Source organism: Janthinobacterium sp. GW822-FHT07A03, assembly GCF_058798815.1.
Genome location: NZ_JBXAKW010000006.1, coordinates 379,773 through 402,385, shown reverse-complemented (window position 1 = coordinate 402,385; position 22,613 = coordinate 379,773). Strand labels below are relative to the sequence as shown.

Below are 22,613 nucleotides of genomic sequence, written 5' to 3'. Positions count from 1 at the left end.
GGCGCTTTTTCTCCATGATATGCAACTTGTTTGCATATGGAGCCATGACATGAAGCGCGATTCCCTTTCTTCGCCCCTGCCCGACGTGGCGGCCGGCCCGCACCTGGGCCACCCCTTGCCATTGGAATGGGTCGGCATGCAGGGCATCGCCTTGCCGCTGTGGCTGGAAGAGGGCGGGCAGGCGCAGCAAGTGCATGCGTGGGCCGACGTGCACGTCGATCTGCCCGATCCGCGCGTGAAGGGCATCCATATGTCGCGCCTGTATCTGCTGCTCGACGCGTTTGCCGCCGCGCAGCCGCTCGATGCGGGCGCCCTGGCCGCCGTGTTGCGGCGCATGGTGGACAGTCACGCCGACTGCGGCAGCACGCAGGCGCGCATCGCGCTGGCGTTTCCCGTGCTGCGGCGCCAGCCGGCGCTGCTGACGGCGGGGCTGGCGGGATGGAAATCGTATCCCGTGCGCCTGCAAGCCAGTGTTTCTCCGCAAGGTTTTGCCCTGTCCCTGACGGTGGAGATCGGCTACTCGTCGACTTGTCCGTGTTCGGCGGCGCTGGCGCGGCAATTGCTGGCCGATGCCTTCGCGGCGCAGTTCGGTGCGGGCGGCATCGCTGGCGCGGCCGCGCACGCCTGGCTGCAGGAACACGCGAGCCTGGCCACGCCGCACAGCCAGCGCAGCACGGCGACGGTGACCGTGCCATTGACGCAGCAGGCGGAGCTGGACCTGTTTCCCCTGATCGACCTGGTGGAAGCGGCGCTGGCGACGCCCTTGCAGACGGCCGTGAAGCGGGCCGACGAACAGGCGTTTGCGCGCTTGAATGGTGCTAACCTGATGTACGTGGAAGACGCGGCCCGCCGCGTGCAGGCGGCACTGGCGCTACATTATGCGCAGCCGCGTGTTACCGTACGGCATATGGAAAGCCTGCATCCGCACGATGCCGTGGCGCAGGCGGGCCAGCTTGCCTGAGCTTTTCACTCAACCACCGTGGAGGAAGACCGCATGCCGGAGAAAATCACGCAGGAGCCTGGCGAAGACAGCCTGGAAGAGGAACTGGAGCGCGAGCGGCGCGAGCATGCGCTGATCGACGAGGAAAAGCTGGGCATGGACGAGCTGGAAGAGGAGCATTTGAAGCGGGAACGCCCGCCGGGCGCGCCGGCGGGGTGCTAGCGCGCATGCACTGCATCAGCGCTGGCATCGCGCCGCGCCGCCCGGTACAATTTCGCTTTGTCCTTCTCCCCCAACCCCGGAGGCCCATGAAATACCGTGCATTCTTCCCGTTCATCCTCGGCCTGACAGGCGCCGTCCTGGCCGCCTCGCAAGCCCACGCCGCCACCATCTGCACCGCCATGGCCGACGCCAAAACGGGTGCCGTCCTGCTGCAGGAGGGTAATTGTATCGACCGCGTCACCCCCGCCTCCACGTTCAAGATCGCGCTCAGCCTCATGGGCTATGACGCCGGCTTCCTCAAGGACGAGCACAAGCCCAGCCTGCCATTTCGCCAGGGCTACGTGGACTGGGGCGGCGAAGCGTGGCGCCAGGATACGGACCCGTCGCGCTGGATGCAGTACTCGGTGGTCTGGTATTCGCAGCAGATCACGCAGGCGCTGGGCGCCGAGCGCTTCCAGAAGTACGCCAAGGCTTTGCGCTACGGCAATGCGGACGTTTCGGGCGACCCGGGCAAGGACAACAGTCTGGAACGCTCGTGGATCAGCTCTTCGCTGAAAATTTCTCCGCTGGAACAGCTGGGCTTCCTGCGCAAACTGGTCAATTACCAGTTGCCCGTGACGAAACAGGCGATGCAGGAAACGCACAAGTTGACGCGCCTGGCCGACGTGGACGGCTGGCAAGTGCATGGCAAGACGGGCGCCGCCTTCCCGCGCAAGGCCGACGGCAGCTTTGACGAAGCGCATGGCTACGGCTGGTTCGTGGGCTGGGCCAGCAAGGGCGAGCGCAGCATCGTGTTTGCGCGCCTGGTGCAGGATGAGCAAAAGGGCCTGCCATCGGCCGGCTTGCGCACGCGCGAAGCGATGCTGAAGGAATTGCCGTCCCTACTGGAGCAGGCGCAGAAGTGACGGCCAGCATCGTCGCCGCCACCTTCATCGCGACCGAGGGCGAGTACCTGGAAGCCGTCATCGAGGTGGACGGCCAGCGCCTGCACGTGATGGACGAGTTCGGCGGTGCCCAGATGGCCGCTGGCACGCAATTCCAGGCGGAACTGTGGCCCATGGCCAGCGAACTTGACGACTGGGATCCCATCTTCAGCGCCAATCCCGGCCGGGAAAAGCGCCTGGTGCGCCTCGATGGCTGGCGCTACCTGGCGCTCGGCGTCGTGACCCAGGTCGACCCCGTCGTCTGCGATTGCGGCCTGCTGCAGGTGGACAAGCCGTTTACGACGCATGACGAACGCTGCGTGGGAGCGTATGTGGGCGTCACCCTGGCGCGCCTCGATGCTTGCTTGGCGTAAATTCCGGCCCGCTTTGTTGCCCGCCCTATATACTTGCTGAAACGGATCATCCGGCATCAGACAAGGTTACAAGCATGGCATCAGGCATGGAGCAGTTTCAGGAAAAAGCACGGCAGGCGTTCATACGGGCGCGCGTACAGGCAGTGCGCGTGGCGGGGCTGGCATGGGTCAGGGCAGTGGCGCTGTACCGGCGCGGCCATGCGCACTTGATGACCTTGCCGCCCGTGCGGCGCGCGCTGGTGCTGGCCTTATGGTCGTTTCTGGCCTTGCTGGCGCTGGTGATCCTGTACATGCTGCTGTTGATCCCCCTGACGCCGAGCATCCACGACTTGCGCCAGGCGCGCGCTGCCGCGCCCAGCACCATGGTCAGCGCCGATGGCAAGGAACTGGCCCGTTTCGACCAGGGCTTGCAGGAACGGGTCACGTTAAAACAGATTTCGCCGAACGTGATCAGCGCGCTGATTGCGACGGAAGACCACCGTTTCTACGAACACCACGGCATCGACTTCACCCGCACGGCCGGCGCCATCCTGCATACGGCAGGGGGCAACCCGCAGGGCGGTTCCACCATCACGCAGCAGCTGGCGCGCAATATGTTCCCCGAGGAAATCGGCCGCTCGCGCAACCTGAACCGCAAGCTGAAGGAACTCATCACGGCCCTGAAAATCGAGGCCACCTACAGCAAGACGGAAATCCTCGAAGCCTACCTGAACACGGTTCCCTTCCTGTACAACACCTACGGCATCGAAATGGCGGCCCGCACCTATTTCGACAAGCCCGCCGCGCGCCTCGATATCCTGGAAAGCGCCACCCTGGTCGGCATGCTCAAGGGCACGAATTACTACAATCCCGTCGGTAATCCCGAACGTTCCTTGCAGCGGCGCAATGTGGTCCTGGGCCAGATGCGCAAACATGAGGTCATCGACGAGGCGCGCTACAAGCAGTTGATCAAGCGCCCGCTGCGCCTGCATTTCGAGCGCCAGAGCGAGCGGGCGCAGTCGGACAGCCATTTCACGGCCTACGTGCGCAAATGGCTGATCGACTGGGCCGACGAGAACGACTACAACCTGGAACTCGATGCGCTGGTGGTGCACACCACGCTCGACTACGACTTGCAGCAGGCGGCCGAGCGCGCCGTCGAACGCCAGGCGAATGCCCTGCAGGCGATCGCGGACGTGGAATGGAGCCGCGCGGGCGTGCCGTCGTCCACTTCGACGGGCATGTACGCGGGCATGCAGGGCGGCAGCGTGCCGTTCGATTACTTTTGGAAATCGCATCCGGCGCTGCTGGACGCCTTCGTGCGCGAGTCCGCCGACTACCGCAAGCTGACGGCGGCCGGCGGCACGCCGGACGAGGCGCTGGCGCAGCTGAAGGGCGACCGCGCCTTCATGGCGGCCCTGCGCAAGTCGAAGACGCGGCTGGAAGCGGGCTTTGCGGCCATGGACCCGGCCACGGGCGCCGTGCGCGCCTGGGTGGGCAGCCGCGACTTTGCGCGCGAACAATTCGACCACGTGTCGCAGGCGGCGCGCCAGCCCGGTTCCACCTTCAAGCCCATCGTGTACGGCGCGGCGCTGGAAAAGGGACTGAGCCCTGAGCACGTCTACCGTGATGCCGTGATGGACATCAAGGCGGCCGACGGCACCAAATGGCGCCCGACGGACATGAGCGGCACGACGGGCCGCGACATGACCATGCGCGACGGCCTCGTCTACTCGAAAAACACCATCACGGCGCAGGTGATGCAGGACGTCGGATTGCCGCCCATCATCAAGCTGGCGCGCGCGCTGGGCATTCGCGACAGCAAGCTGGAAAAAGTGCCGTCGCTGGCGCTGGGCACCAGTCCCGTCACCTTATTGGAAATGGTCAACGCCTACGCCAGCATCGCGGCGCAGGGCGAAGCGCGCTTGCCCTTCGTCGTCACGCACATCACGGACCGCGAAGGCAAGACCATCGCCCGCTTCGGCGAAGACAAGCCCAAGCGCGCCATGCAGGCGGCATCGGCCGCCACCCTGACGGACATGATGCGCGGCGTGATCGACCGGGGCACGGGCACGGCCATCCGCAGCCGCTTCGGCATCCGCTCCGACGTGGCCGGCAAGAGCGGTACCACGCAAAACAATGCGGATGGCTGGTTCATCCTGATGCACCCGGAACTCGTCGGCGGCGCCTGGGTGGGTTTCAACGACGCGCGCGTCACCATGCGCAGCAACTACTGGGGCCAGGGCGGCCACAACGCCGTGCTGGTGGTGGGCGACTTCTTCAAGACGGCGCTCGACACGGGGAAGATCGCGCGCGACGCCATCTTCCCCGGTGGCAAGCCACCGCCGCCGCTGCGCCATGTGGAACCGGTCGAGGAACCGCAGGACGAGCCGGTGGAAGAGCCGGGCGATTTGCTGCAGGAAGGCGCGCCGCCGGCGCCGCTGGCCGTGCCGGCGGAAGAGGGCGGGCAGGAGTCGCATGGCAAGGCCGTGCCGGAGCCCGTTCCGGCCCCGTTGCCGCCGCCCGCGCCTGTTCCGCAAGGCTAAGCGACCGCTCACAGGACGACGATTGTGACCATTGCATTCAGACATGGCGACACGCTTGGCGACATCGGCTACGAGGTGCTGCTGCATTCGCTGCTGTCCACCGTGGCCGTGCGCCTGGAAGGGGGCGAGTGGGGTTCGCGCTTTCCCTGCATCATGCTCAAGCTGTGCCGGGGGCGGCTGGACGCCGCCGATGCCATTGCGGCCTGCGCCGAATGGCGGGATCTGCAGGCTGGACTGGCAGCCTTGCCGCCGGGGCAGGCGGTGTGGGATTTCAATGACCTTGCCAGCCGGCCGCCGTGGGGCGAGGCCGCCGGCCTGCGGGTCACTTCCATGGCGGACTACCACGTCACCACCGCCGGCCTGCTGCTGCTCGACGTCATGGGCGATCACCTTGCCGCCTTGCTGGCCTCGGGCGGCACGCTGGAGATCATTCCTTTGGACGGGCTGGCGCCGTTTTACTATGTCAACTGACGGATTTCTGCTACGGCAATGGGTGAAACATGCGGATATTGAAAAGAAGCACGAAAGTATTATTTTCGATGAGTCTTTTTCTTGCTCTCTATCTTCTCGCTGGTTGCTGTGATTCTCATGCGCAAGAACTGATAGCAGTCGGCTCGAAAACGGGCCATATTGCGCTAAGTCAAGTAGTCAAAAGCGCATCTTTGGTGGCGAAGGTGACGGTCGTGTCCGTGACGGCAGTGCCGCGGGAGGAGGCGGATGATGGGAAACCCTGTGGATTTGTTTACCGGGCAAAAGTCGTGCAAGCATTGAAGGGCGGCAAGGATGTTGATGTGCAGTTTTTCATGCCTCTGGGAATTTATCCTCTCCATCCAGGTCTCAAATACCTGGTGTTCCTGGAGCATAGAAGCGAGCAGGATGTGAAAGACCTCTTTCTTTCCTTGAGCGCTGCGTTGACTGATGCGGAAAGCGACAGCTTGAAGTGTAAATTTCAAAAGGGATATTACGTTCCAATTCAGGCGGACCCCCTGCCATTTGATGCAGATGCCGGGAGACAATTTGGTGGAGAGTGGCTGGGCCTTGCAAGGGGCGGGGTGCCATCGAGCCTCCTTCTTTGCGCAGTCCAGGGATTCAGTACCAGTAGCAGTGAGGTGGATAGCCAGCATCATAGAAGAAAAAAATCCGGCGGCGCCGTGGTCAGCTGGGTTGAAATGGCCCGGCTGATAAAAAAGAGTCAGGGCGCATTCAGCTTTTTGAACCGGCGGCTCGATGCGTGCGACCAGTAAGCAATATTGGCGCATCCGCGGTGCCGTTACGGCAGTCTGCTCTGGCATAGCCAGACGCCGGCTCCTGCCTGTGTTTTACAGCGTATTGCGCCGCAAGCCCGCTTCCCGCACGAACACTTGCAGCGCGGGCATGGTCTGCTGGTGCAGCGCTTCCAGTTCCGTGCGCAACATGGGTGTGATGGTCAGGCTGCCGTCCGCCTGGCGGTGCAGCGGCAGGCCCAGCGCTTGCGCCATTTCCACCGGGTAATTCGTAAAATTGCCGTAGGGCCGCTTGCCGTCGACGGACGGGGTGGGCCAGTAACCTTCGGCCAGGTAATCCCCGGGTGCGCCCATGCCCAGCATTTCCAGCGATAGCCACGACTGCTGGCGCAGCAGTTGCAGGTGACGGGTGGTAAACGTGAACGACGCCTTGCCGTTGGCATAGCTGCCCGGTTTCAGATTCGCCATTTGCACGAAATGCGGCAGCAGCTGCGCCGCTTCCATCAGCCGCTGGGCGGCCAGGGGCGCATCCTGGCTGGCGATGGCTTGCATGGCCAGTTCCAGGGTGTCGCCCTTGCCCAGCGGGTAGGCCGGATTGAGCATGGGCGCGCCGCTTTCCACGGGCGACCAGCCGATGCTGAAACGCCGTATCAGCGCCAGATGGTGCACATTGAGCACCTTGGGCAGCGGAGAATCCAGGGTGGCCAGGATGCGCTGGCGTACGGCGCGGGGCAGCTCGTTGTCGGCCGCGCGCGCACGCACGGGCGAGCACAGCAGGGCGCCGGCGAGGCGCAGCAGCTGGCGCCGCATGGGCTGGATCAGTCTCCGCATTATCGCGCCGTCAAGTCCTGGCGCTGGAATTCGATGCGGTTTTCCTGATACTGCCACTTGGTGTAGGGCCCGAACACGCGCCGGTTTTCCTTGCTGTCGGCATTCGATTGCTCGCGCTTCATGCGCCGCACGAGGGCGGTATCGACCAGCGGCTCCGTCGTCGTGCCGAACACTTCGTGGCGCACGCTCTGCTTGGCGTCGGCGCCGCGCGAAATGATGGTGAGCTTGCGCGTGGCAGGATCGAAGTACAGGCGCATGGCAAACGTGTTCATGTCCTGCAGGTACAGGCCGTCGTCGCGCCACTGGGCATAGAAATAGTCGCCGCAGACGGCCTTCGGCTCGCGTTTCCACTCGCAGGCGAGCAGGATCAGCAAGTGATGGTCGTCGAGTTGCTTGATTGAAACACGGGCCTTGGAATAGCCCCAGTTGCTGGGCGGCACGATCTTCGACGAGAGCAGATTGTATTCGCCCACGAGATTGGGCATGGGCGCTTGCGCGAAGGCGCCAGCGCAGAGTGTCAAGGCGGCTGCCGCTGCGGCGCCGCGTATCGAGGAAAGTGTCGTCATGATGGCCATAGAGAAAAGTTGCCATATTATAGATGGCAACTTGCCAAGATGGCCGCGCGCTTGCGCAGCGCGCCGCTTGTTACTTCAGCTTGCTCAATTCCGCCACGTCGATCTTGACGACCTTGCCCTCGGTGGCGGCCACGAGTGCGTGGAAGTGGGGCGTCGCGTAGTGCGCAGTCAGGGCCGCGTTGTTCGTCCATTCTTCCAGCATGATGAAGCGCGTGGGAATCTTATTGTCGAGGTGCAACTCGTAGCGCAGGCAGTCGCTTTCCGCGCGGCTCGGCGGCACGACGGCTTCCAGGGCGGCGCGCACGGCGTCGATATGTTGGGCTTGGGCATCGATGGTGGCGACGACGGTCAGGGTCATGGTGGTCCTTGTAAAGTGGTGGGGCGGATGCAGCTTAGCGCAGTTTGCCCTTTCTTGTCCGCCATGCCCAGTCTGGCTGCGCCGAAACAGTTTCCGCCGCAGCCAGAGAATCAAGCTGAACCTATGCCGCCTGCAGCGCGCCGATCTGCTCGAAGGCCGCCGTCAAGGCCTGCGCCCTGGCTGCGTCGCTGACCTTGACGCCTTCGGCGCGCACGATCTCGATCTGCTGGATGCCGAGGAAGCCGAGAAAGGCGCGCAGATGGCTTTCCTGGTGTTCCAGGGCGGCCATCGGCGTGTCGGCGCCATAGTAGCCGCCGCGCGTCGAGGCGATGATCACGCGCTTGGCTCCCAGCAAGCCTTCCGGGCCATTGGCGCCGTACTGGAAGGTCTTGCCGGGCACGGCCAGCGCGTCGAGCCACGATTTGAGCTGGCTGGGGATGGCGAAGTTGTACATGGGCGCGCCGATGACGATGATGTCGGCGGCCAGCACTTGCTCCAGCGCGGCGGCAAGGATTTCTCCCTCGGCGACGCCGGGCAAGGCCGTAAATTGCGGCAAGGGCTGGGCGGCCAGGTCGCGGTAGCGGACGGTGGCGCCGGGCGCGGCCGCTTGCAGGCGGGCGGCGATGGCGGTGGTCAGCTGGCGGCTGACGGAATGCTCGCCAAGGACGCTGGAATCGATATGCAGGATGTTCATATAGGCCTTCTTGGATGGTATGATCGGGTGGTATGTTTTTGTAACCGGGTTAAATATAGTGACTATCAAATGAACGCACAAGAAGGCACTTTTTCCACACTGGGGCACACGGATGTGACTATGGGCGAGGTGGCCGCGCGCGGGGCCGAGCTGGAAAAGCGCATGCGCGACCACGGCGGCCATGCGGGCGTGGCGGACTCGTGCCGCCCGATCACGGACATCCTCACCCGCGTGGGCGACAAATGGAGCGTGATGGTGGTGATGTTGCTGGGCAATGGCACCAAGCGCTTCAACGAGATGCGCCGCCTGATCGGCGGCATCTCGCAGCGCATGCTGACTTTGACCCTGCGGGGTCTTGAACGCGACGGTCTCGTCACGCGCACCGTGTTTCCCACCGTGCCGCCGCGCGTCGACTATGCGCTGACGGACCTGGGGCGTTCGCTATTGATTCCCATCAGCGCGCTGGGCGCCTGGGCCTACGGCCACCGCGACGCCATCGATGCGGCGCGGCTGGCGTTCGATGCCAGGGCCGATGCGGGCGCGACGTCAGGCAGCTAGCTTAGTTCGATCACGGCCAGCATGTCATTGCCATCCGCGTCCATGCCTTTTTCCACGAAACCCATGCTGGCATAGAACTGTTTCGCGTTGGCATTGCTGGGCTTGTAGCAGATTTCGATGCTGCGCGCATCCGGGCGGGCGCGGATTTCCGCCAGCGCCAGGGCGAGGGCGGCGCGGCCATGGCCTTGCCCCTGGCGCCGGTGGTCGATCATGAAGCGCCAGATCTGGTAGTGGCCGGGCGGGTCGTCGGCGTCGGGCGAGACGAACATCAGGAAGCCGATCACTTCCTCGTCGCCATACACGGCGCGCGTATGCAGGATGGCGGGATGGAAACTCGCTTGCGCGATGGAATAGTCGTTGCTGGCCAGATAGTCGCGTTGCTGCGGCAACAGGGGCAAGTCGCTGATGAGGTCGAAATTGTCGACGGTGACGGGGCGCAGGCTGATAAGCATAGTGGACGGCAATGAAGGGCAAGGCCTGGCAGTATGCGGAAAAATTACTCAATTGGCAACGCTGTCGCGTCGCCTGCCCCGAACAGCTGCGCCATGGTCTGGCGCAGCCAGCGGTTCGACGCATCCTGGTGGTAGCGCTCGTGCCAGTGCTGCTTGACTGAAAAGCTGGGCAGTGCCACGGGCAAGGGCAGGATGCGGAACGCTTCGTGGTCATGCATCTGCAGTGCGTAGCGGTACGGTACCGTGACGATGTACTCGGTTTCGGCGACGATGCGCGACACGCCGAGAAAGCTGGGCAGTTTCAGCACGATGCGCCGCTGCACGCCGGCCGCTGCCAGCACCTTTTCCACGATGGAATGTCCCGTGCCCGAGCTTTTCACTTCGATATGCCCCTCCGCCAGGAATTCTTCCACGGTAATCGTGTCGCGGATGCGCGGGTGGCTGCTGGCCACCAGGCAGACGAAATGCTGGTCGAACAGTTTCTGCTGATAAAACCCCGATTCCAAGTGCGGCATGAAGCCCACTGCCAGGTCCACTTCGCCGCCTTCCAGCCGCGCCGGCGTGTCGGTGGCGATCTTCGACACGTCCAGCGTGATGCCTGGGCCCGTCTGCTGCAAATGGTTGAGCAGGATGGGCAGCAGCACGATTTCGCTGATGTCCGTCATGCAGATGGCAAATTCGCGCGTGCTGGCGGCCGGGTCGAACACGGGCTGGTCGGCCAGCGCGTGCTGCCAGGCGGCAATTGCCGCGCGCACGTCCTGCACGGCGTTCTGCGCGCGCGGCGTCGGCTCCATGCCTTTCGAGGTGCGCGCGAACAGGCGGTCGCCGAAATGCGTGCGCAATTTCCCCAGGCCGATGCTCACCGTCGACTGGGGCAAGCCCAGGTTTTCCGCCGCGCGCGTCACGTTGCGGCTTTTATAGATCTCGTCAAAGATGAACAGCAATTCGATATCGAAGCGCGACATAAGGAGATTCCGCCATTATTTAAAAACGTGATTGTGGCTATTGTATTCCATCGCTTTACCAAATATTGACCTGTCGGCACACTGCTTGCCATACCAAGAGCACAGCAAACGTGCTGCGCGCAAGCACACAGATCAATTGGAGGAGAGAAATGGAAACTAACCACAAGCCGTCCGTGCTGATCGTCGGCGGCGGCATCGGCGGCATGGCCGCCGCGCTGTCCCTGTCGCGCCTGGGGCTGGCCGTCACCGTGCTGGAACAGGCATCGACCCTGGGCGAGATCGGCGCCGGCATCCAGCTGGCGCCCAACGCCTTTGCCGCGCTCGATGCGCTGGGCGTGGGCGAGCGCACCAGGGCCCGCGCCGTGTTCACGGAACGCCTGGTGATGATGGACGCCGTCGACGCCACCGAGGTAGGCACCTTCGTCGTCGACGCGGCCTTCCGCGCACGCTTCAGCAATCCCTACGCCGTGATCCACCGGGCCGACATCCACGGCGCCATCCTCGACGCGGTGCGCACCTCGCCCCTGATCACGTTTGTGACCTCGTCGCAGGTGACGGACGTGGCGGAAGACGCCGACGGCGTCACCGTGGTCGATGCGGCGGGGCGCAGCTTCCGCGCCGATGTGCTGATCGGCTGCGACGGCGTGAAATCCGTCATCCGCGAGCGCATCGTGGGCGACCAGGTGCGCGTTTCCGGCCACGTGGTGTACCGCGCCGTCGTGCCGGCCGCCGACATGCCGGCCGACCTGCGCTGGAACGCGCCCGTCGTCTGGGCTGGGCCGAACTGCCACCTCGTGCACTACCCGCTGCGCAATGGCGAACAATACAACCTGGTGGTGACCTTCCACAGCCGCGAGCAGGAAGCGTGGAGCGTCACGGACGGCAGCAAGGAAGAGGTGCTGTCGTATTTCGACGGCGTCCATGCGCAGCCGCGCCAGCTGCTGCACAAGCCGACGACTTGGCGCCGCTGGAGCACGGCCGACCGCGACCCCGTCGCCAACTGGAGCACCAAGCGCATGACCTTGCTGGGCGACTCGGCCCACCCGATGCTGCAATACCTGGCGCAGGGCGCCTGCATGGCGCTGGAAGATGCCGTGACCCTGGGCGAAGCCGTGCGCGCCTGCGATTTCGACATGGCCGCCGCCTTCCAGCTGTACCAGACCTCGCGCATCGCCCGCACGGCCCGTGTCGTGCTGTCTGCGCGCGAAATGGGGCGCTTGTACCACGCCAGGGGCGTCGAACGCCTGGTGCGCAACGACCTGTGGCGCGGGCGCACGCCGGCGCAATTCTATGAGGCGCTGGCCTGGCTGTATGGCTGGACGGCGCAAACCTGCCTGGCCGCCACCGGGAAGGAGGCAGCATGACCTCCCATCAAACGCCCGAACGCCAGGCTTTGTATGACGCCCTGAGCGGCATGCATTTGTCGCCCCTGTGGCAATCGCTGCACACGCTGGTGCCGCCGCATCCGACGGCGCCGTATGCGGCGGCCCTGTGGCGCTATGCGGACATCGCGCCGCAGCTGGCGCGCGCCGGCGAAGTGATCACGGCCCACGAAGCCGTGCGCAGGGTCCTCGTGCTGGAAAACCCCGCCTTGCCGGGCCGCTCGTCGATCACGCAATCGCTGTACGCGGGCCTGCAGCTGATCCTGCCCGGCGAAGTGGCGCCATCGCACCGCCACAGCCAGTCCGCGCTGCGTTTCGTCGTGAGCGGGCAGGGTGCCTACACGACGGTGGCGGGCGAGCGCACCACCATGCACCCGGGCGACTTCATCATCACGCCGTCGTGGACCTGGCATGACCACGGCAATGTGGGCATCGACGGCGTCTGCGAGCCTGTCGTCTGGCTCGATGGCCTCGACATTCCCATGCTGCGCTATTTCGATTCCGGCTTCGCGGAAAACGACACGCAGGACAGCCAGACGGTCAGCCGCCCGGAAGGCCAGAGCATGGCCCGCTACGGCTACAACATGGCGCCGGTAAAACCCCTGCACCAGGGCGCCACCTCGCCCATCTTCAATTACCCGTATGCCCGTTCGCGCGAAGCGCTGGAGCTGCTGTCGCGCACGGATGCCATCGACGAGTGGCACGGCTACAAGCTCAAATACGCGAACCCGCTGACGGGCGGCTCGCCCATGCCCACCATGGCCACCTTCATGCAGCTGCTGCCGAAAGGGTTTGCCGGCAAGCGCGCGCGCAGCACCGACGGCACCGTCTACAGCGTCGTCGAAGGCCACGGCAAGGTGACGATAGGCGGGCAGGCGTTTGATTTCGCCCCGCGCGACACCTTCGTCGTGCCGTCGTGGGCTCTTGTCTCCTTCGACTGCCCGGAGGAAGACGTCGTGCTGTTCAGTTTTTCCGACCGCCCCGTGCAGCAAGCCATGGGCGTGCTGCGCGAGCAGTTTTTGACCGATTGATTTTTCACACAGGATTTCACCATGACCAAATTCATTTTTACCCCCCAGGCCATCGCCGGCCTGCCCATCGTCGGCACGGACGCGCAGTTCCCTGTGCGCCGCATCTACTGCGTGGGCCGCAACTACGCCGCCCATGCGCGCGAAATGGGTTTCGATCCCGACCGCGAGCCGCCATTCTTCTTTTGCAAGCCGAATGACGACAAGTCCGTCGTCCCCGTGCCGCCCGGCGTGACGGCCACGGTGCCGTATCCGGCGCAGACCTCGAACTACCACCATGAAATCGAACTGGTGGTCGCCATCGGCAAGGGCGGCAGCAACATCGCCCTGGAAGACGCGGCCTCGCACATCTTCGGCTATGGCGTGGGCCTGGACATGACGCGGCGCGACCTGCAGATGCGCATGCGCGAACAGGGCCGTCCGTGGGAAATCGGCAAGGCCTTCGACTATTCCGCACCCATCGGCGCGCTCACGCCGATGGCGGCATGCGGTGAAATCACCACGGGCGCCATCGTGCTGGAAGTCGACGGCAAGGTCGTGCAGACGAGCGATTTGACGCATCTGATCTGGTCCGTCAATGAAGTCATCGCCAACCTGTCGACGCTGTTCGAGCTGCAGCCGGGCGACATCATCATGACGGGCACGCCCGAAGGCGTGGGCGCCGTCACCAGCGGACAGACCATGCACGCGCGCATAGACGGTTTGACGCCGATCAAGGTCGCCGTGCAGTAAACACCCTCGGGCCAGCGCGGCACAGACCGCGCAGCCCGAACGAACAATAACAACGGAGACAAGACCATGACTACCCACGCCGGCACCGACGTCCAGCACTTCCTCGACAGCCACCCGTTTTCCCGCTACCAGAAACTGATCCTCTGGCTATGCTTCCTCATCGTCGCCATCGACGGCTTCGATACGGCCTCGATCGGCTTCATCGCGCCCGCCATCCGCGCCGAGTGGGGCTTGACGCCCGCCGCGCTGGCGCCCCTGTTCGGCGCCGGCCTGTTTGGCCTGATGGCCGGTTCGTTTTTATTCGGCCCCCTGGCGGACCGTTACGGCCGCCGCCCCGTGCTGATCGTCTCCGTCGCGTTTTTTGGCGCGGCCAGCCTGCTGTCGGCCTGGTCGACGGATCTGACGATGCTGCTGGTGCTGCGCTTCTTGACGGGCCTGGGCCTGGGCGGCGCGATGCCGACATCGGTGACCATGACGTCCGAATACTGCCCGCAGCAGCGCCGTTCCGGCCTCGTGACCATGATGTTCTGCGGCTTTACCATCGGTTCCGCGCTGGGCGGCCTGGCGTCGGCGCAGCTGCTGCACCTGATCGGCTGGCGCGGCGTGCTGATGCTGGGCGGCGCCTTGCCGCTGCTGCTGGTGCCCGTGCTGCTGTTGGCGCTGCCGGAATCCCTGCGCTGGCTGGTGCTGAAAGGCCGCGACGGCAGCCAGATCATCATGCGCCGCATCGCGCCGACCCTGGCCAGCCTGCCGCATCTGGTGGTCAGCGACAAGAAGCTGGCCGGCTCGCCCATGGCGGAACTGTTCCGTCCCGGCGTCATCGGCGGCACCTTGCTGTTGTGGTCCACGTTTTTCATGAGTTTATTGATCATTTATCTGCTGTCGAGCTGGATGCCGACTTTGCTGAACGGCAATGGTCTGTCCCTGTCGAACGCCTCGCTGGTGACGATGATGTTCCAGGTGGGCGGCACGGTCGGCGCCATCCTGCTGGGCCGCTGGATGGACCGCTACAGCCCCCATAAAGTGCTGAGCATCGCCTACCTGGCCGCCGCTGGCTGCATCGTCGTCGTGGCCCTGTCGGGCAGCAGCCTGGCCCTGCTGGTGCTGGCCGTCTTCGGCGTGGGCTTTGGCGTGAGCGGCTCGCAGGTGGGCGCCAATGCGCTGGCCGCCGCCTTTTACCCCACGTCGAGCCGCGCCACAGGCGTCAGCTGGGCCGCCGCCGTGGGCCGCAGCGGCTCCGTGCTCGGTTCCATGGCCGGCGGCCTGATGCTGACCCTGAAACTTGACAATGAAACCATCTTCTTTTTGCTGGCTATTCCCGCCGTGCTGGCCTCCCTGGCGCTGCTGGCCATGGGGTGCCTGATGCGCGCCCGGAGCGCCGCCAGCGCCATTCCCGCTACCCTGAAAGAGAGCACCGTATGAAATTGCATGGCTATTACCGCAGTTCCGCGTCCTACCGCGTGCGCATCGCGCTGAACCTGAAACAGCTGCACGCCGACACGGCCTATGTGCACCTGAGCCGCAACGGCGGCGAGCAGTTCACGCCCGCGTTTTCCAGCCTGAACCCGCAGCACCTGTTGCCCGTGCTGGAGGATGGCGGCGCCGTGCTGACGCAATCCCTGGCCATCATCGAGTACCTGGACGAGACGCAGGCGGGGCAAAAACTGCTGCCCGCCGATGCTCTGGGCCGCGCCAGGGTACGCCAGCTGTCCATGGTGTGCGCCTGCGACATCCATCCGCTGAACAACCTGCGCGTGCTCAATTACCTGACGGGCCCCCTGGCCCTGTCGCAGGAGCAGAAAAACGCGTGGTACCGGCACTGGACCCATCTGGGCCTGGCCGCGCTGGAAGCGGAGCTGGCGGGGAGCCCGCACACGGGCCGCTTCTGCCATGGCGATATGCCGACCCTGGCCGACTGCTGCCTGGTGCCGCAGGTGTACAACGCGCTGCGCTTCCAGTGCGACCTGGCCTTGTATCCGACGATACGCCGCATCGTGGCGCAGTGCGAGGCGCTGCCCGCGTTCCGGCAGGCGCGCCCCGACGTGCAGCCAGACGCCGAATAAAACAATACAAAACCAAAAAACGGAGACAAGCATGAGAAAAATCAACGCCATCACCGTGGCGCTGCTGGGCGCGTGCGCCTGCGGCACCAGTTACGCGCAAGGCGGCGTGACCCTGTACGGCGTGCTCGACAGCTCCGTGGCCTACACGAGCAATGTCAATGCCGCCGGCGACAGCATGGTCAAGGTGCCGACACTCACGGGTTCATTGCCGTCGCGCTTCGGCGTCAAGGGCGTGGAAGACCTGGGCGGCGGCCTGCAGGCGATCTTTGCGCTGGAATCGGGCTTCGGCGTCGACACGGGCATCGCGGGGCAGGGCGGGCGCCTGTTCGGCCGCCAGTCGTGGGTGGGCCTGAAAGGGCGCTATGGCAGCGTGATGCTGGGGCGGCAAATGAACATGTCGTTCTGGGCCACGCAAAAGTCCGACATCATGGGCCCGACCCTGTTTTCCATCAGCAGCCTCGATCTGTACCTGCCGAATGCGCGCAGCGACAACGCCATCGGCTACCTGGGCACGTTTTTCGATGTGACCGTGGGCGCCACCTACAGCCTGGGGCGCGATGGTTCGGCGGCAGGCGGGCCGGCCGCCACTGGCTGCGCGGGCGAAGTGGCGGGCAATGCGAAGGCGTGCCGCCAGATCACCGCCTTGCTCGGCTACGACACGGGCCGCTACGGCGCCACGGCCTCGTACGACATCCTGTACGGCAATGCGGGCGCGGCCAACGGTCTCACGTCGAGCCGCAACTTCGACCGCCGCGTGATCGCCAGCGCCTATGCCATGTTTGATCAGCTGAAAATCGGCGGCGGCGTGATCGACCGCACGATCCGCGCCGCCACGGGACCCATCGACTCGCAGCTGCTGTATGTGGGCGCCGCCTATCCGCTGGCCCCCGCGCTGGTGCTCGATGGGCAGCTCGCCAGACTCGCCGTCAAGGCCAGCCCGAACGATGCCACCCTGGCCACCGTTCGCCTGACGTATCATTTATCCAGGCGCACGGCCGTCTACGGCGCCATCGGCCGCATGGCCAATGATGGCGCGGCGGCCGTGGCGCTGGACGCGGGCGGCACCGTTGGCGCGGGGCGCACGCAACATGGCGTGATGGCGGGGATGCGCCACTTCTTCTGACGCCTTCCTAGGGGCTACCTTGCATGTCGTGCCGGTAGCGCGCCGGCGGCAGCTCGAACTGGGTCTTGAAGAAGCGGGTAAACGCGCTTTGCGAGGAAAAGCCCAGGCGCTCGCTGATTTCCACCACGCTCAGGGTCGTTTCGCGCAGCAAACGGCGCGATTCGCGGCTCTTGGCGCGCAATTCCAGCGCGCGGAACGAGGTCTGCTCCTGCTGCAGCTGGCGCTGCAGGGTCCAGCGGTTCATCGCCAGGCCATCGCACAGGGCCGGCAGCAGCGCGGCGCCGTCGGCGTCCCCGGCACCTTGCCGGCCCAGCAAATCGATGATGGCTTGCTCCACGCGGGCCGAAAACAGCTGCGCCCCCTGCAACTGCTGCAATTGCCCCTGCGCGTGGCGCAGCGCGTGCGGCGCCAGCATGGCGTTGAACTGGGCGAAGGGCCGGTCCAGCGCCGGCGCGTCGAACGTCAGGGTATTGCGTGCCTGGCCGAAGGTGGCAGCGGCGCCGAAGCACTCGGAAATGGCCGGCGCGAACCACGGCGCCTTGCCCTGGAAGCCGGCATGGAAGGCGGTGGGTGTGCCATCGTCGTAGGCGCGCGCCACCAGCGACAGCATGCGGAAATTGGCCAGCGCCTGCATGGCGCCCCCCAGCTGGCAGAACTCGGACAGGTATTCGATCTCGATGCGCGTGCCATTTTCGCTCATCAGCATGAAGTCGAATTCGCCGATCAGGCCCCGCAAGTGCAGCAGCTCGTGCAGCGCGCTGCGCAGGGTGGGGCGGTTGAAGCAGACGTGGGCGATGCCCGAGTAATGCGCGAACCAGTGCGTCACGTCGAGATCGAGCAGGCCGCGGTGCTGGGGCAGTTGCTGGGCGTAGGCCGTCATGCGGCGGTGCCGCTCGGCGTTGATGCGGCCGCCCGGCTCGTCCAGCTGCGCCGGCGTGATGCCCGTCTGGCGGAAAAAGTCGGCGGGATCGTGGCCATCGGCCTGCATGGCGCGCGCGCATTGCTGCGCGATGCGGTTCGAAACCGTGCGCGTGTCGGGTTTGTGCAAGGCTGTCTCCTGCTTATGCTGCTTGTTGTAGTAATTTTTCACAAATATTAGCACTTTGTAGGAGATTGTTGGTTGTTGTGCCATCTAACCAAAAATTGTTCTCGCGGGTATAAAACGCGTGCTGCGCGGTCAAGAAACTCACGCATTCTCACGCTATATTGTTTTCGGCCGGCCTTGCTGCCGTGCCTTGATACCTACAAAAACAGTCTTGGAGATAATGATGAATTGCACTTTGAAACCGATGGCCCGCGTGGTCGCCGGCTGCGTCGCCACGCTTGCCCTGGCCGCCTGCGGCAACGATACCGGCAGCGAGGGATACACGCAGCCCGTGTTCGGCGCCACCACCTACACCCAGCTCAAGGTTGACGGCTATACCTTCAAGGATATGAACCGCAACGGCAAGATCGACCCGTACGAAGACTGGCGCCTGCCGGCGGAGGCGCGCGCCGACGACCTGCTGTCGCGCATGAGCCTCGATGAAAAGGCGGGCCTGATGATGCACGGCACGGCACCCACCGTGTCCGACCCTTCCGGCATCGGCCTGGGCGGCGCGTATGACTTGACGGCCCTGCAAGACCTGATCGTCAAGCAGTACGTCAACACCTTCATTACCCGCATGGCGGGCGACACGGCCAATATGGCGGCCCAGTACAACAAGGTGCAGGCGCTGAGCGAAACCTCGCGCCACGGCATCCCCGTGTCCATCAGCACGGACCCGCGCCACCATTTCCAGTACACGGTGGGCGCCAGCGCCGGCACCAAGGGTTTCTCGCAGTGGCCTGAAACCCTGGGCCTGGCCGCCATCGGCGACGACGCGCTGGTGCGCCGTTTCGGCGACATCGCGCGCCAGGAATACCTGGCCGTCGGCATCACGCAGGCGCTGTCGCCGCAGGCGGACCTGGCTACCGAGCCGCGCTGGGCGCGCATCAACGGCACCTTCGGCGAAGACGCGGACCTGGCCAAGCGCATGGTGCAGCACTATATCGAGGGTTTTCAGGATGGCAATACGGGCTTGCATGACGGCAGCGTGGTGGCCGTCGTCAAGCACTGGGTCGGCTATGGCGCCACGAAGGAGGGCTTCGATGGTCACAATTACTATGGCCGCTACATGACCTACCCGGGCAACAACTTCGCCTATCACGTCAAGCCGTTCGAAGGCGCGTTCACGGCCAAGGCGGCCTCCGTCATGCCCACGTATGCCATGCCAGACGGCAATATCACCGTCGACGGCATCACCCTGGAGCAGGTGGGAGCCGGCTTCAGCAAGACCTTGCTGACGGACTTGCTGCGCGGCAAATACGGCTTCGAGGGCGTGATCCTGTCCGACTGGGGCATCACCTCCGACTGCGACGCCAACTGCCGCAACGGCACGGCGCCGGGCGTCGCGCCTTCCTTCATCGGCTTCGGCACGCCGTGGGGCATGGAAGACGCCACCAAGGCCGAACGTTACGTCAAGGCCGTCACGGCGGGGATGGACCAGTTTGGCGGCGTGACGGAAGCGCCGTACCTGACGCAAGCCGTGCAGCGGGGCCAGCTGACGGAAGCGCGCATCAACGCCTCGGCGCGGCGCATCCTGATCCAGAAATTCAAGCAGGGCCTGTTCGAGCACCCGTTCGTCGATGCGGCCAAGGCGGCCAGCACGGTGGGCAAGGCGGAATTCGTCGAGGCGGGCCTGGAGGCCCAGCGCCGCTCGCTGGTCTTGCTGGAAAACAAGGAAAAGGTCTTGCCGCTGGCGGCCACCGTCAAGAAGGTCTACCTGTACGGCATCGATGCGGCCGTGGCGAAACAGTATGGCTACACGGTGGTCGCCACGCCGCAGGAAGCGGACGTGGCCCTGCTGCGCGTGGCCGCGCCGTATGAAACCCTGCACCCGAACTACATCTTCGGCAGCATGCAGCACGAGGGCCGCCTCGATTACGTCGACGGCAATGCCGACTACGAGGCGATCAAGAATGCGGCGAAATACGCGCCGAAGACGGTGGTCACCGTGTACCTGGACCGCCCGGCCATCCTCGGCAACGTGCAGGACAAGGCCAGCGCCATCGTCGCCAACTTCGGCGTGAGCGACGGCGCGCTGTTCGATGTCCTGACGGGCAAGGCCAAGCCGCAAGGCAAGCTGCCGTTCGAGCTGCCCTCGTCGATGGCCGAAGTGCAGGTGCAGAAATCGGACGTGCCGTATGACACGGCCCATCCGCTGTACAAGTTCGGTTACGGCCTGGCCTACTAAACCGCCCCTGTCGTCAGCGCACGGAAATCCAGCTGCGCTCCTGCATGGAGCGCAGCGCGGCATCGATCAGCCGGTCCACTTCGTAGCCATCGCGGAAGGTGGGCCAGACCGGCTGGCCGCTGGCGATGGCCTGCAGAAAATCGCGCGCTTCGATGACGATCTGCTCGTTGTACCCCGTGCCGTGCCCCGCGCCCTGGCTGAACGCCAGGTAGTCGGGGTGGGCGGGGCCCATCAGCAGGCGCTGGAAACCCTGGCGCTGCGCGGGATGGCCGGCATCGTACAGCCATAGTGCATTCTGGTTTTCCTGATCAAACGCAATGGCGCCTTTCGTCCCCGTGATACGGTAGGTGTAGCCCATCTTGCGCCCGGCCGCCACGCGGCTGAAGGTGAGGGCACCGAGCGCGCCGCTGGCAAAGCGCAGCATCAGGTTGCCCTGGTCGTCGTTTTCCACCGCTTCCATGCCGTGCGGGCCTTGCCGCTGCGCGTGCACGGTGTTCATGTCGGCCACCAGCGCATCGACGGGGCCGCCCAGGCGCAGGGCCAGGTTGAGCAGGTGCGAGCCCACGTCGGCCAGTGCGCCGGCGCGCGTTGCCGTCGCCGCGCGCGTGCGCCAGGATGCCGGTGCGCGCGGGTCGTGCAGATAGTCTTCCACGTGTTCGGCGGCGACATGGATGATTTCGCCGATCTCTCCCGATTCGATGATCTGCCGCGCCAGCTGGCTGGCGGGCGTGCGGATGTAGTTATAGCCCACCATGTTGGCCACGCCCGCGTTTTCCGCCGCCTGCGCAAGCAGCAGGGAGTCGGCGGCCGTCATGCCCAGCGGCTTTTCGCAGAATACGGGCTTGCCCAGGGCCAGCGCCGCCAGCACGATGTCCTTGTGCGTGGCTGGCGGCGTGGCCACGATGACGGCGTCGATGGCGGGATCATTGACCAGCGCGCGCCAGTCGCCCGTGGAGCGCTGCCACCCCAGCTCCTGCGCGCTGCGGGCGGCGCCTTCGCTGCTGCTGGTGCCGATGCATTCGCACACGGGATTCAAGGCCGTGTGAAAAATGCTGCGCACGGCCTTGTAGGCGATGGTGTGGGCCTTGCCCATGTAGCCGGCGCCGATCAGGCCGATGTGGATGTCTTGCATATGCGGGTACTCCGTTTGTATCGTGGTGAGGGATTCAGGCTTGCTGGCGCCAGGCGTGGCTATCCAGGGCGTCGATAAAGCGTGCAGCGGGCCAGTCCTGCGCCAGCGCTTCGTGCATCAGCTGCTGCTGCGTGGGCGGCGCCATGTCGCCGATCGGCTGGTCGCGGTCGAGGTTGCTGGGAAAGGCATAGCCTTCGGCGCAGGCGGCCGCCGCGTGGCGCACGCCAGCATCATCCAGGGCGCCCCGGGCACGCAGCGCCTGCAGGGCCGGATACAGGGCGGCGCTCATGGCGCGGCGGTCCAGCGCTTCCATGGCGCGCCCGAACGGCGACGACACTTGCAGCAGGTTGGCCATGCGGCGGATGTCGGACGAGCGGTTATGCCCGGCCGCATGGAACAGGGCGGGGTTGAAGAACACGGCATCGCCTTTGGACAGGGGCAGCTGCACGCAATGCTGCGCAAAGTAGTCGCGGAACGGCCGCTGCTGCCAGGCGAGAAAACCGGCCCGGTAGCGCTGCGACCCGGGCAGGTACAGGGTGGGGCCGGAGGCCAGCGGCATGTCGCAATGGGCGACGGCGCCCTGCAGTGTCAGCAAGGCCGACATCTGGTGCACGGGCGCGGGGTAGGCGGCGCAGCTGGCGGCGCTCTGGAAGCCCAGGTGGTAGTCGCGGTGCGGCGCCTGGGCCGCTCCGCCCGGGTTGACGACATTGACTTGCGCCGTCATCTGGTAGGCTGGACCCAGCCATGCCTCGGCGATCCAGGCGAAGACGGGATTGGCGTAGTAGCGCGCGAACGCCTCCGGCGCGCGCAGGCACAGCTTTTGCTGGGCATTCCAGATACGGTCATTCGCGCCAGCCTTGGCGAAATGGTCGCCGGCCGCCTGGCCGCTGGCATGCTGCTCGGCGATCAGCGCGCGAAAGACGCCGCTTACCCGTTCCAGCGTGTCCATGTCGGCGACGGCGCGTTGCAGCACGATGACGCCCGGGCCATCCATCAGCGCCCGGCCCCATTCGGCCTGCAGCGCGCGCAACGCCAGCGGCTTGCCGGCCAGCGCGCGCACCTGGTCGCAGTCGTAGACGAGAATGTTTTCTTCCACCGCGGCGGCGTGGGGATAGTCGGCCAGCGCTGTGCGTTGGCTGACGGTGGCGATGAAGTCCTGCAGGTCGCAGTGTTCCGGCGTCAGCCAGTAGGGGGAGGTCTGCGCGGCGGCGTCTGAGGTGGGCATGCGGTGTCTCCGT

General features: G+C 65.2%; 24 protein-coding genes. 15 read left to right on the top strand and 9 right to left on the bottom strand.

Annotation, left to right across the window (positions count from 1 at the left end; all coding sequences use genetic code 11):
• Positions 1-49 precede the first annotated feature (49 nt).
• From folE2 to AC1RJW_RS19285, 7 genes are all read left to right on the top strand, one after another.
• On the top strand, positions 50-961 hold the full coding sequence (gene folE2 / locus AC1RJW_RS19315; RefSeq protein WP_493046415.1) for a GTP cyclohydrolase FolE2: 912 nt from the start codon (positions 50-52) through the stop codon (positions 959-961).
• 33 nt (positions 962-994) lie between these two features.
• Positions 995-1,162 (top strand): hypothetical protein, encoded by a 168-nt coding sequence (locus tag AC1RJW_RS19310; protein ID WP_493046414.1) that lies wholly within the window; start codon positions 995-997, stop codon positions 1,160-1,162.
• An 86-nt stretch (positions 1,163-1,248) separates the two neighbouring features.
• The gene (gene blaOXA, locus AC1RJW_RS19305; protein WP_493046413.1) at positions 1,249-2,067 is read left to right on the top strand and encodes a class D beta-lactamase; all 819 of its coding nucleotides are present in this window, start codon (positions 1,249-1,251) and stop codon (positions 2,065-2,067) included.
• On the top strand, positions 2,064-2,459 hold the full coding sequence (locus AC1RJW_RS19300; protein WP_493046412.1) for a hypothetical protein: 396 nt from the start codon (positions 2,064-2,066) through the stop codon (positions 2,457-2,459). Before blaOXA ends, AC1RJW_RS19300 begins: the two co-directional genes overlap by 4 nt.
• 74 nt (positions 2,460-2,533) lie before the next feature.
• The gene (locus AC1RJW_RS19295) at positions 2,534-4,984 is read left to right on the top strand and encodes a penicillin-binding protein 1A (protein WP_493046411.1); all 2,451 of its coding nucleotides are present in this window, start codon (positions 2,534-2,536) and stop codon (positions 4,982-4,984) included.
• A 24-nt stretch (positions 4,985-5,008) separates the two neighbouring features.
• Positions 5,009-5,455 (top strand): Imm70 family immunity protein, encoded by a 447-nt coding sequence (locus tag AC1RJW_RS19290; RefSeq protein ID WP_493046410.1) that lies wholly within the window; start codon positions 5,009-5,011, stop codon positions 5,453-5,455.
• A 29-nt stretch (positions 5,456-5,484) separates the two neighbouring features.
• Positions 5,485-6,228, top strand: a complete 744-nt coding sequence (locus tag AC1RJW_RS19285; RefSeq protein WP_493046409.1) for a hypothetical protein — start codon at positions 5,485-5,487, stop codon at positions 6,226-6,228.
• 75 nt (positions 6,229-6,303) lie between these two features.
• Here the strand turns inward: AC1RJW_RS19285 and AC1RJW_RS19280 are convergent, their stop codons facing one another.
• From AC1RJW_RS19280 to AC1RJW_RS19265, 4 genes are all read right to left on the bottom strand, one after another.
• A complete protein-coding gene (locus tag AC1RJW_RS19280) occupies positions 6,304-7,038 on the bottom strand; it encodes a hypothetical protein (RefSeq protein ID WP_493046408.1) in 735 nt (244 codons plus the stop codon).
• Positions 7,038-7,604 carry a hypothetical protein gene (locus AC1RJW_RS19275; RefSeq protein WP_493046407.1) on the bottom strand — a complete coding sequence of 189 codons (567 nt, stop codon included), beginning with the start codon at positions 7,602-7,604 and terminating at the stop codon, positions 7,038-7,040. Before AC1RJW_RS19275 ends, AC1RJW_RS19280 begins: the two co-directional genes overlap by 1 nt.
• A 79-nt stretch (positions 7,605-7,683) precedes the next feature.
• Positions 7,684-7,971, bottom strand: a complete 288-nt coding sequence (locus AC1RJW_RS19270; protein ID WP_493046406.1) for a putative quinol monooxygenase — start codon at positions 7,969-7,971, stop codon at positions 7,684-7,686.
• A 121-nt stretch (positions 7,972-8,092) separates the two neighbouring features.
• The gene (locus AC1RJW_RS19265) at positions 8,093-8,665 is read right to left on the bottom strand and encodes an FMN-dependent NADH-azoreductase (RefSeq protein ID WP_493046405.1); all 573 of its coding nucleotides are present in this window, start codon (positions 8,663-8,665) and stop codon (positions 8,093-8,095) included.
• Positions 8,666-8,827: 162 nt separating this feature from the next.
• On the opposite strand from AC1RJW_RS19265, the gene AC1RJW_RS19260 reads away from it, so the two are divergent.
• Entirely contained in the window at positions 8,828-9,223 is a 396-nt protein-coding gene (locus tag AC1RJW_RS19260; RefSeq protein WP_070218572.1) for a winged helix-turn-helix transcriptional regulator, read from the top strand.
• On the opposite strand, the gene AC1RJW_RS19255 is transcribed toward AC1RJW_RS19260, so the two are convergent.
• Positions 9,220-9,675, bottom strand: a complete 456-nt coding sequence (locus AC1RJW_RS19255; protein ID WP_493046404.1) for a GNAT family N-acetyltransferase — start codon at positions 9,673-9,675, stop codon at positions 9,220-9,222. The genes AC1RJW_RS19260 and AC1RJW_RS19255 overlap by 4 nt on opposite strands.
• A 44-nt stretch (positions 9,676-9,719) precedes the next feature.
• Positions 9,720-10,640: a LysR family transcriptional regulator gene (locus AC1RJW_RS19250; protein WP_493046403.1), complete on the bottom strand. Its 921-nt coding sequence runs from the start codon at positions 10,638-10,640 to the stop codon at positions 9,720-9,722.
• Between the two features lie 149 nt (positions 10,641-10,789).
• Between AC1RJW_RS19250 and AC1RJW_RS19245 the strand changes: the two genes are divergently transcribed.
• The 6 genes from AC1RJW_RS19245 to AC1RJW_RS19220 all read left to right on the top strand — a co-directional run bounded on the left by AC1RJW_RS19245 (position 10,790) and on the right by AC1RJW_RS19220 (position 16,968).
• The gene (locus AC1RJW_RS19245; protein WP_493046402.1) at positions 10,790-12,004 is read left to right on the top strand and encodes a 3-hydroxybenzoate 6-monooxygenase; all 1,215 of its coding nucleotides are present in this window, start codon (positions 10,790-10,792) and stop codon (positions 12,002-12,004) included.
• Positions 12,001-13,053, top strand: coding sequence for a gentisate 1,2-dioxygenase (gene gtdA / locus AC1RJW_RS19240; protein WP_493046401.1), 1,053 nt, complete (start codon positions 12,001-12,003; stop codon positions 13,051-13,053). The genes AC1RJW_RS19245 and gtdA overlap by 4 nt, the downstream gene beginning before the upstream one ends.
• Before the next feature lie 21 nt (positions 13,054-13,074).
• Positions 13,075-13,782, top strand: coding sequence for a fumarylacetoacetate hydrolase family protein (locus AC1RJW_RS19235; RefSeq protein WP_493046400.1), 708 nt, complete (start codon positions 13,075-13,077; stop codon positions 13,780-13,782).
• A 66-nt stretch (positions 13,783-13,848) separates the two neighbouring features.
• Positions 13,849-15,204, top strand: coding sequence for an MFS transporter (locus AC1RJW_RS19230; protein WP_493046399.1), 1,356 nt, complete (start codon positions 13,849-13,851; stop codon positions 15,202-15,204).
• Positions 15,201-15,845: a maleylacetoacetate isomerase gene (gene maiA, locus AC1RJW_RS19225; RefSeq protein WP_493046398.1), complete on the top strand. Its 645-nt coding sequence runs from the start codon at positions 15,201-15,203 to the stop codon at positions 15,843-15,845. The genes AC1RJW_RS19230 and maiA overlap by 4 nt, the downstream gene beginning before the upstream one ends.
• A gap of 31 nt (positions 15,846-15,876) precedes the next feature.
• Complete coding sequence (locus tag AC1RJW_RS19220) at positions 15,877-16,968, top strand: porin (protein ID WP_493046397.1); 1,092 nt, start codon at positions 15,877-15,879, stop codon at positions 16,966-16,968.
• Positions 16,969-16,975: 7 nt separating this feature from the next.
• Here AC1RJW_RS19220 and AC1RJW_RS19215 read toward each other — a convergent pair whose 3' ends face one another.
• Positions 16,976-18,016: a helix-turn-helix transcriptional regulator gene (locus AC1RJW_RS19215; RefSeq protein WP_493046396.1), complete on the bottom strand. Its 1,041-nt coding sequence runs from the start codon at positions 18,014-18,016 to the stop codon at positions 16,976-16,978.
• Positions 18,017-18,233: 217 nt separating this feature from the next.
• Between AC1RJW_RS19215 and AC1RJW_RS19210 the strand changes: the two genes are divergently transcribed.
• Positions 18,234-20,243 (top strand): glycoside hydrolase family 3 protein, encoded by a 2,010-nt coding sequence (locus tag AC1RJW_RS19210; protein WP_493046395.1) that lies wholly within the window; start codon positions 18,234-18,236, stop codon positions 20,241-20,243.
• 13 nt (positions 20,244-20,256) lie between these two features.
• Here AC1RJW_RS19210 and AC1RJW_RS19205 read toward each other — a convergent pair whose 3' ends face one another.
• Positions 20,257-21,375 (bottom strand): Gfo/Idh/MocA family protein, encoded by a 1,119-nt coding sequence (locus tag AC1RJW_RS19205; protein WP_493046394.1) that lies wholly within the window; start codon positions 21,373-21,375, stop codon positions 20,257-20,259.
• A gap of 34 nt (positions 21,376-21,409) precedes the next feature.
• Positions 21,410-22,600, bottom strand: a complete 1,191-nt coding sequence (locus tag AC1RJW_RS19200; protein WP_493046393.1) for a phytanoyl-CoA dioxygenase family protein — start codon at positions 22,598-22,600, stop codon at positions 21,410-21,412.
• Positions 22,601-22,613: the final 13 nt, after the last annotated feature.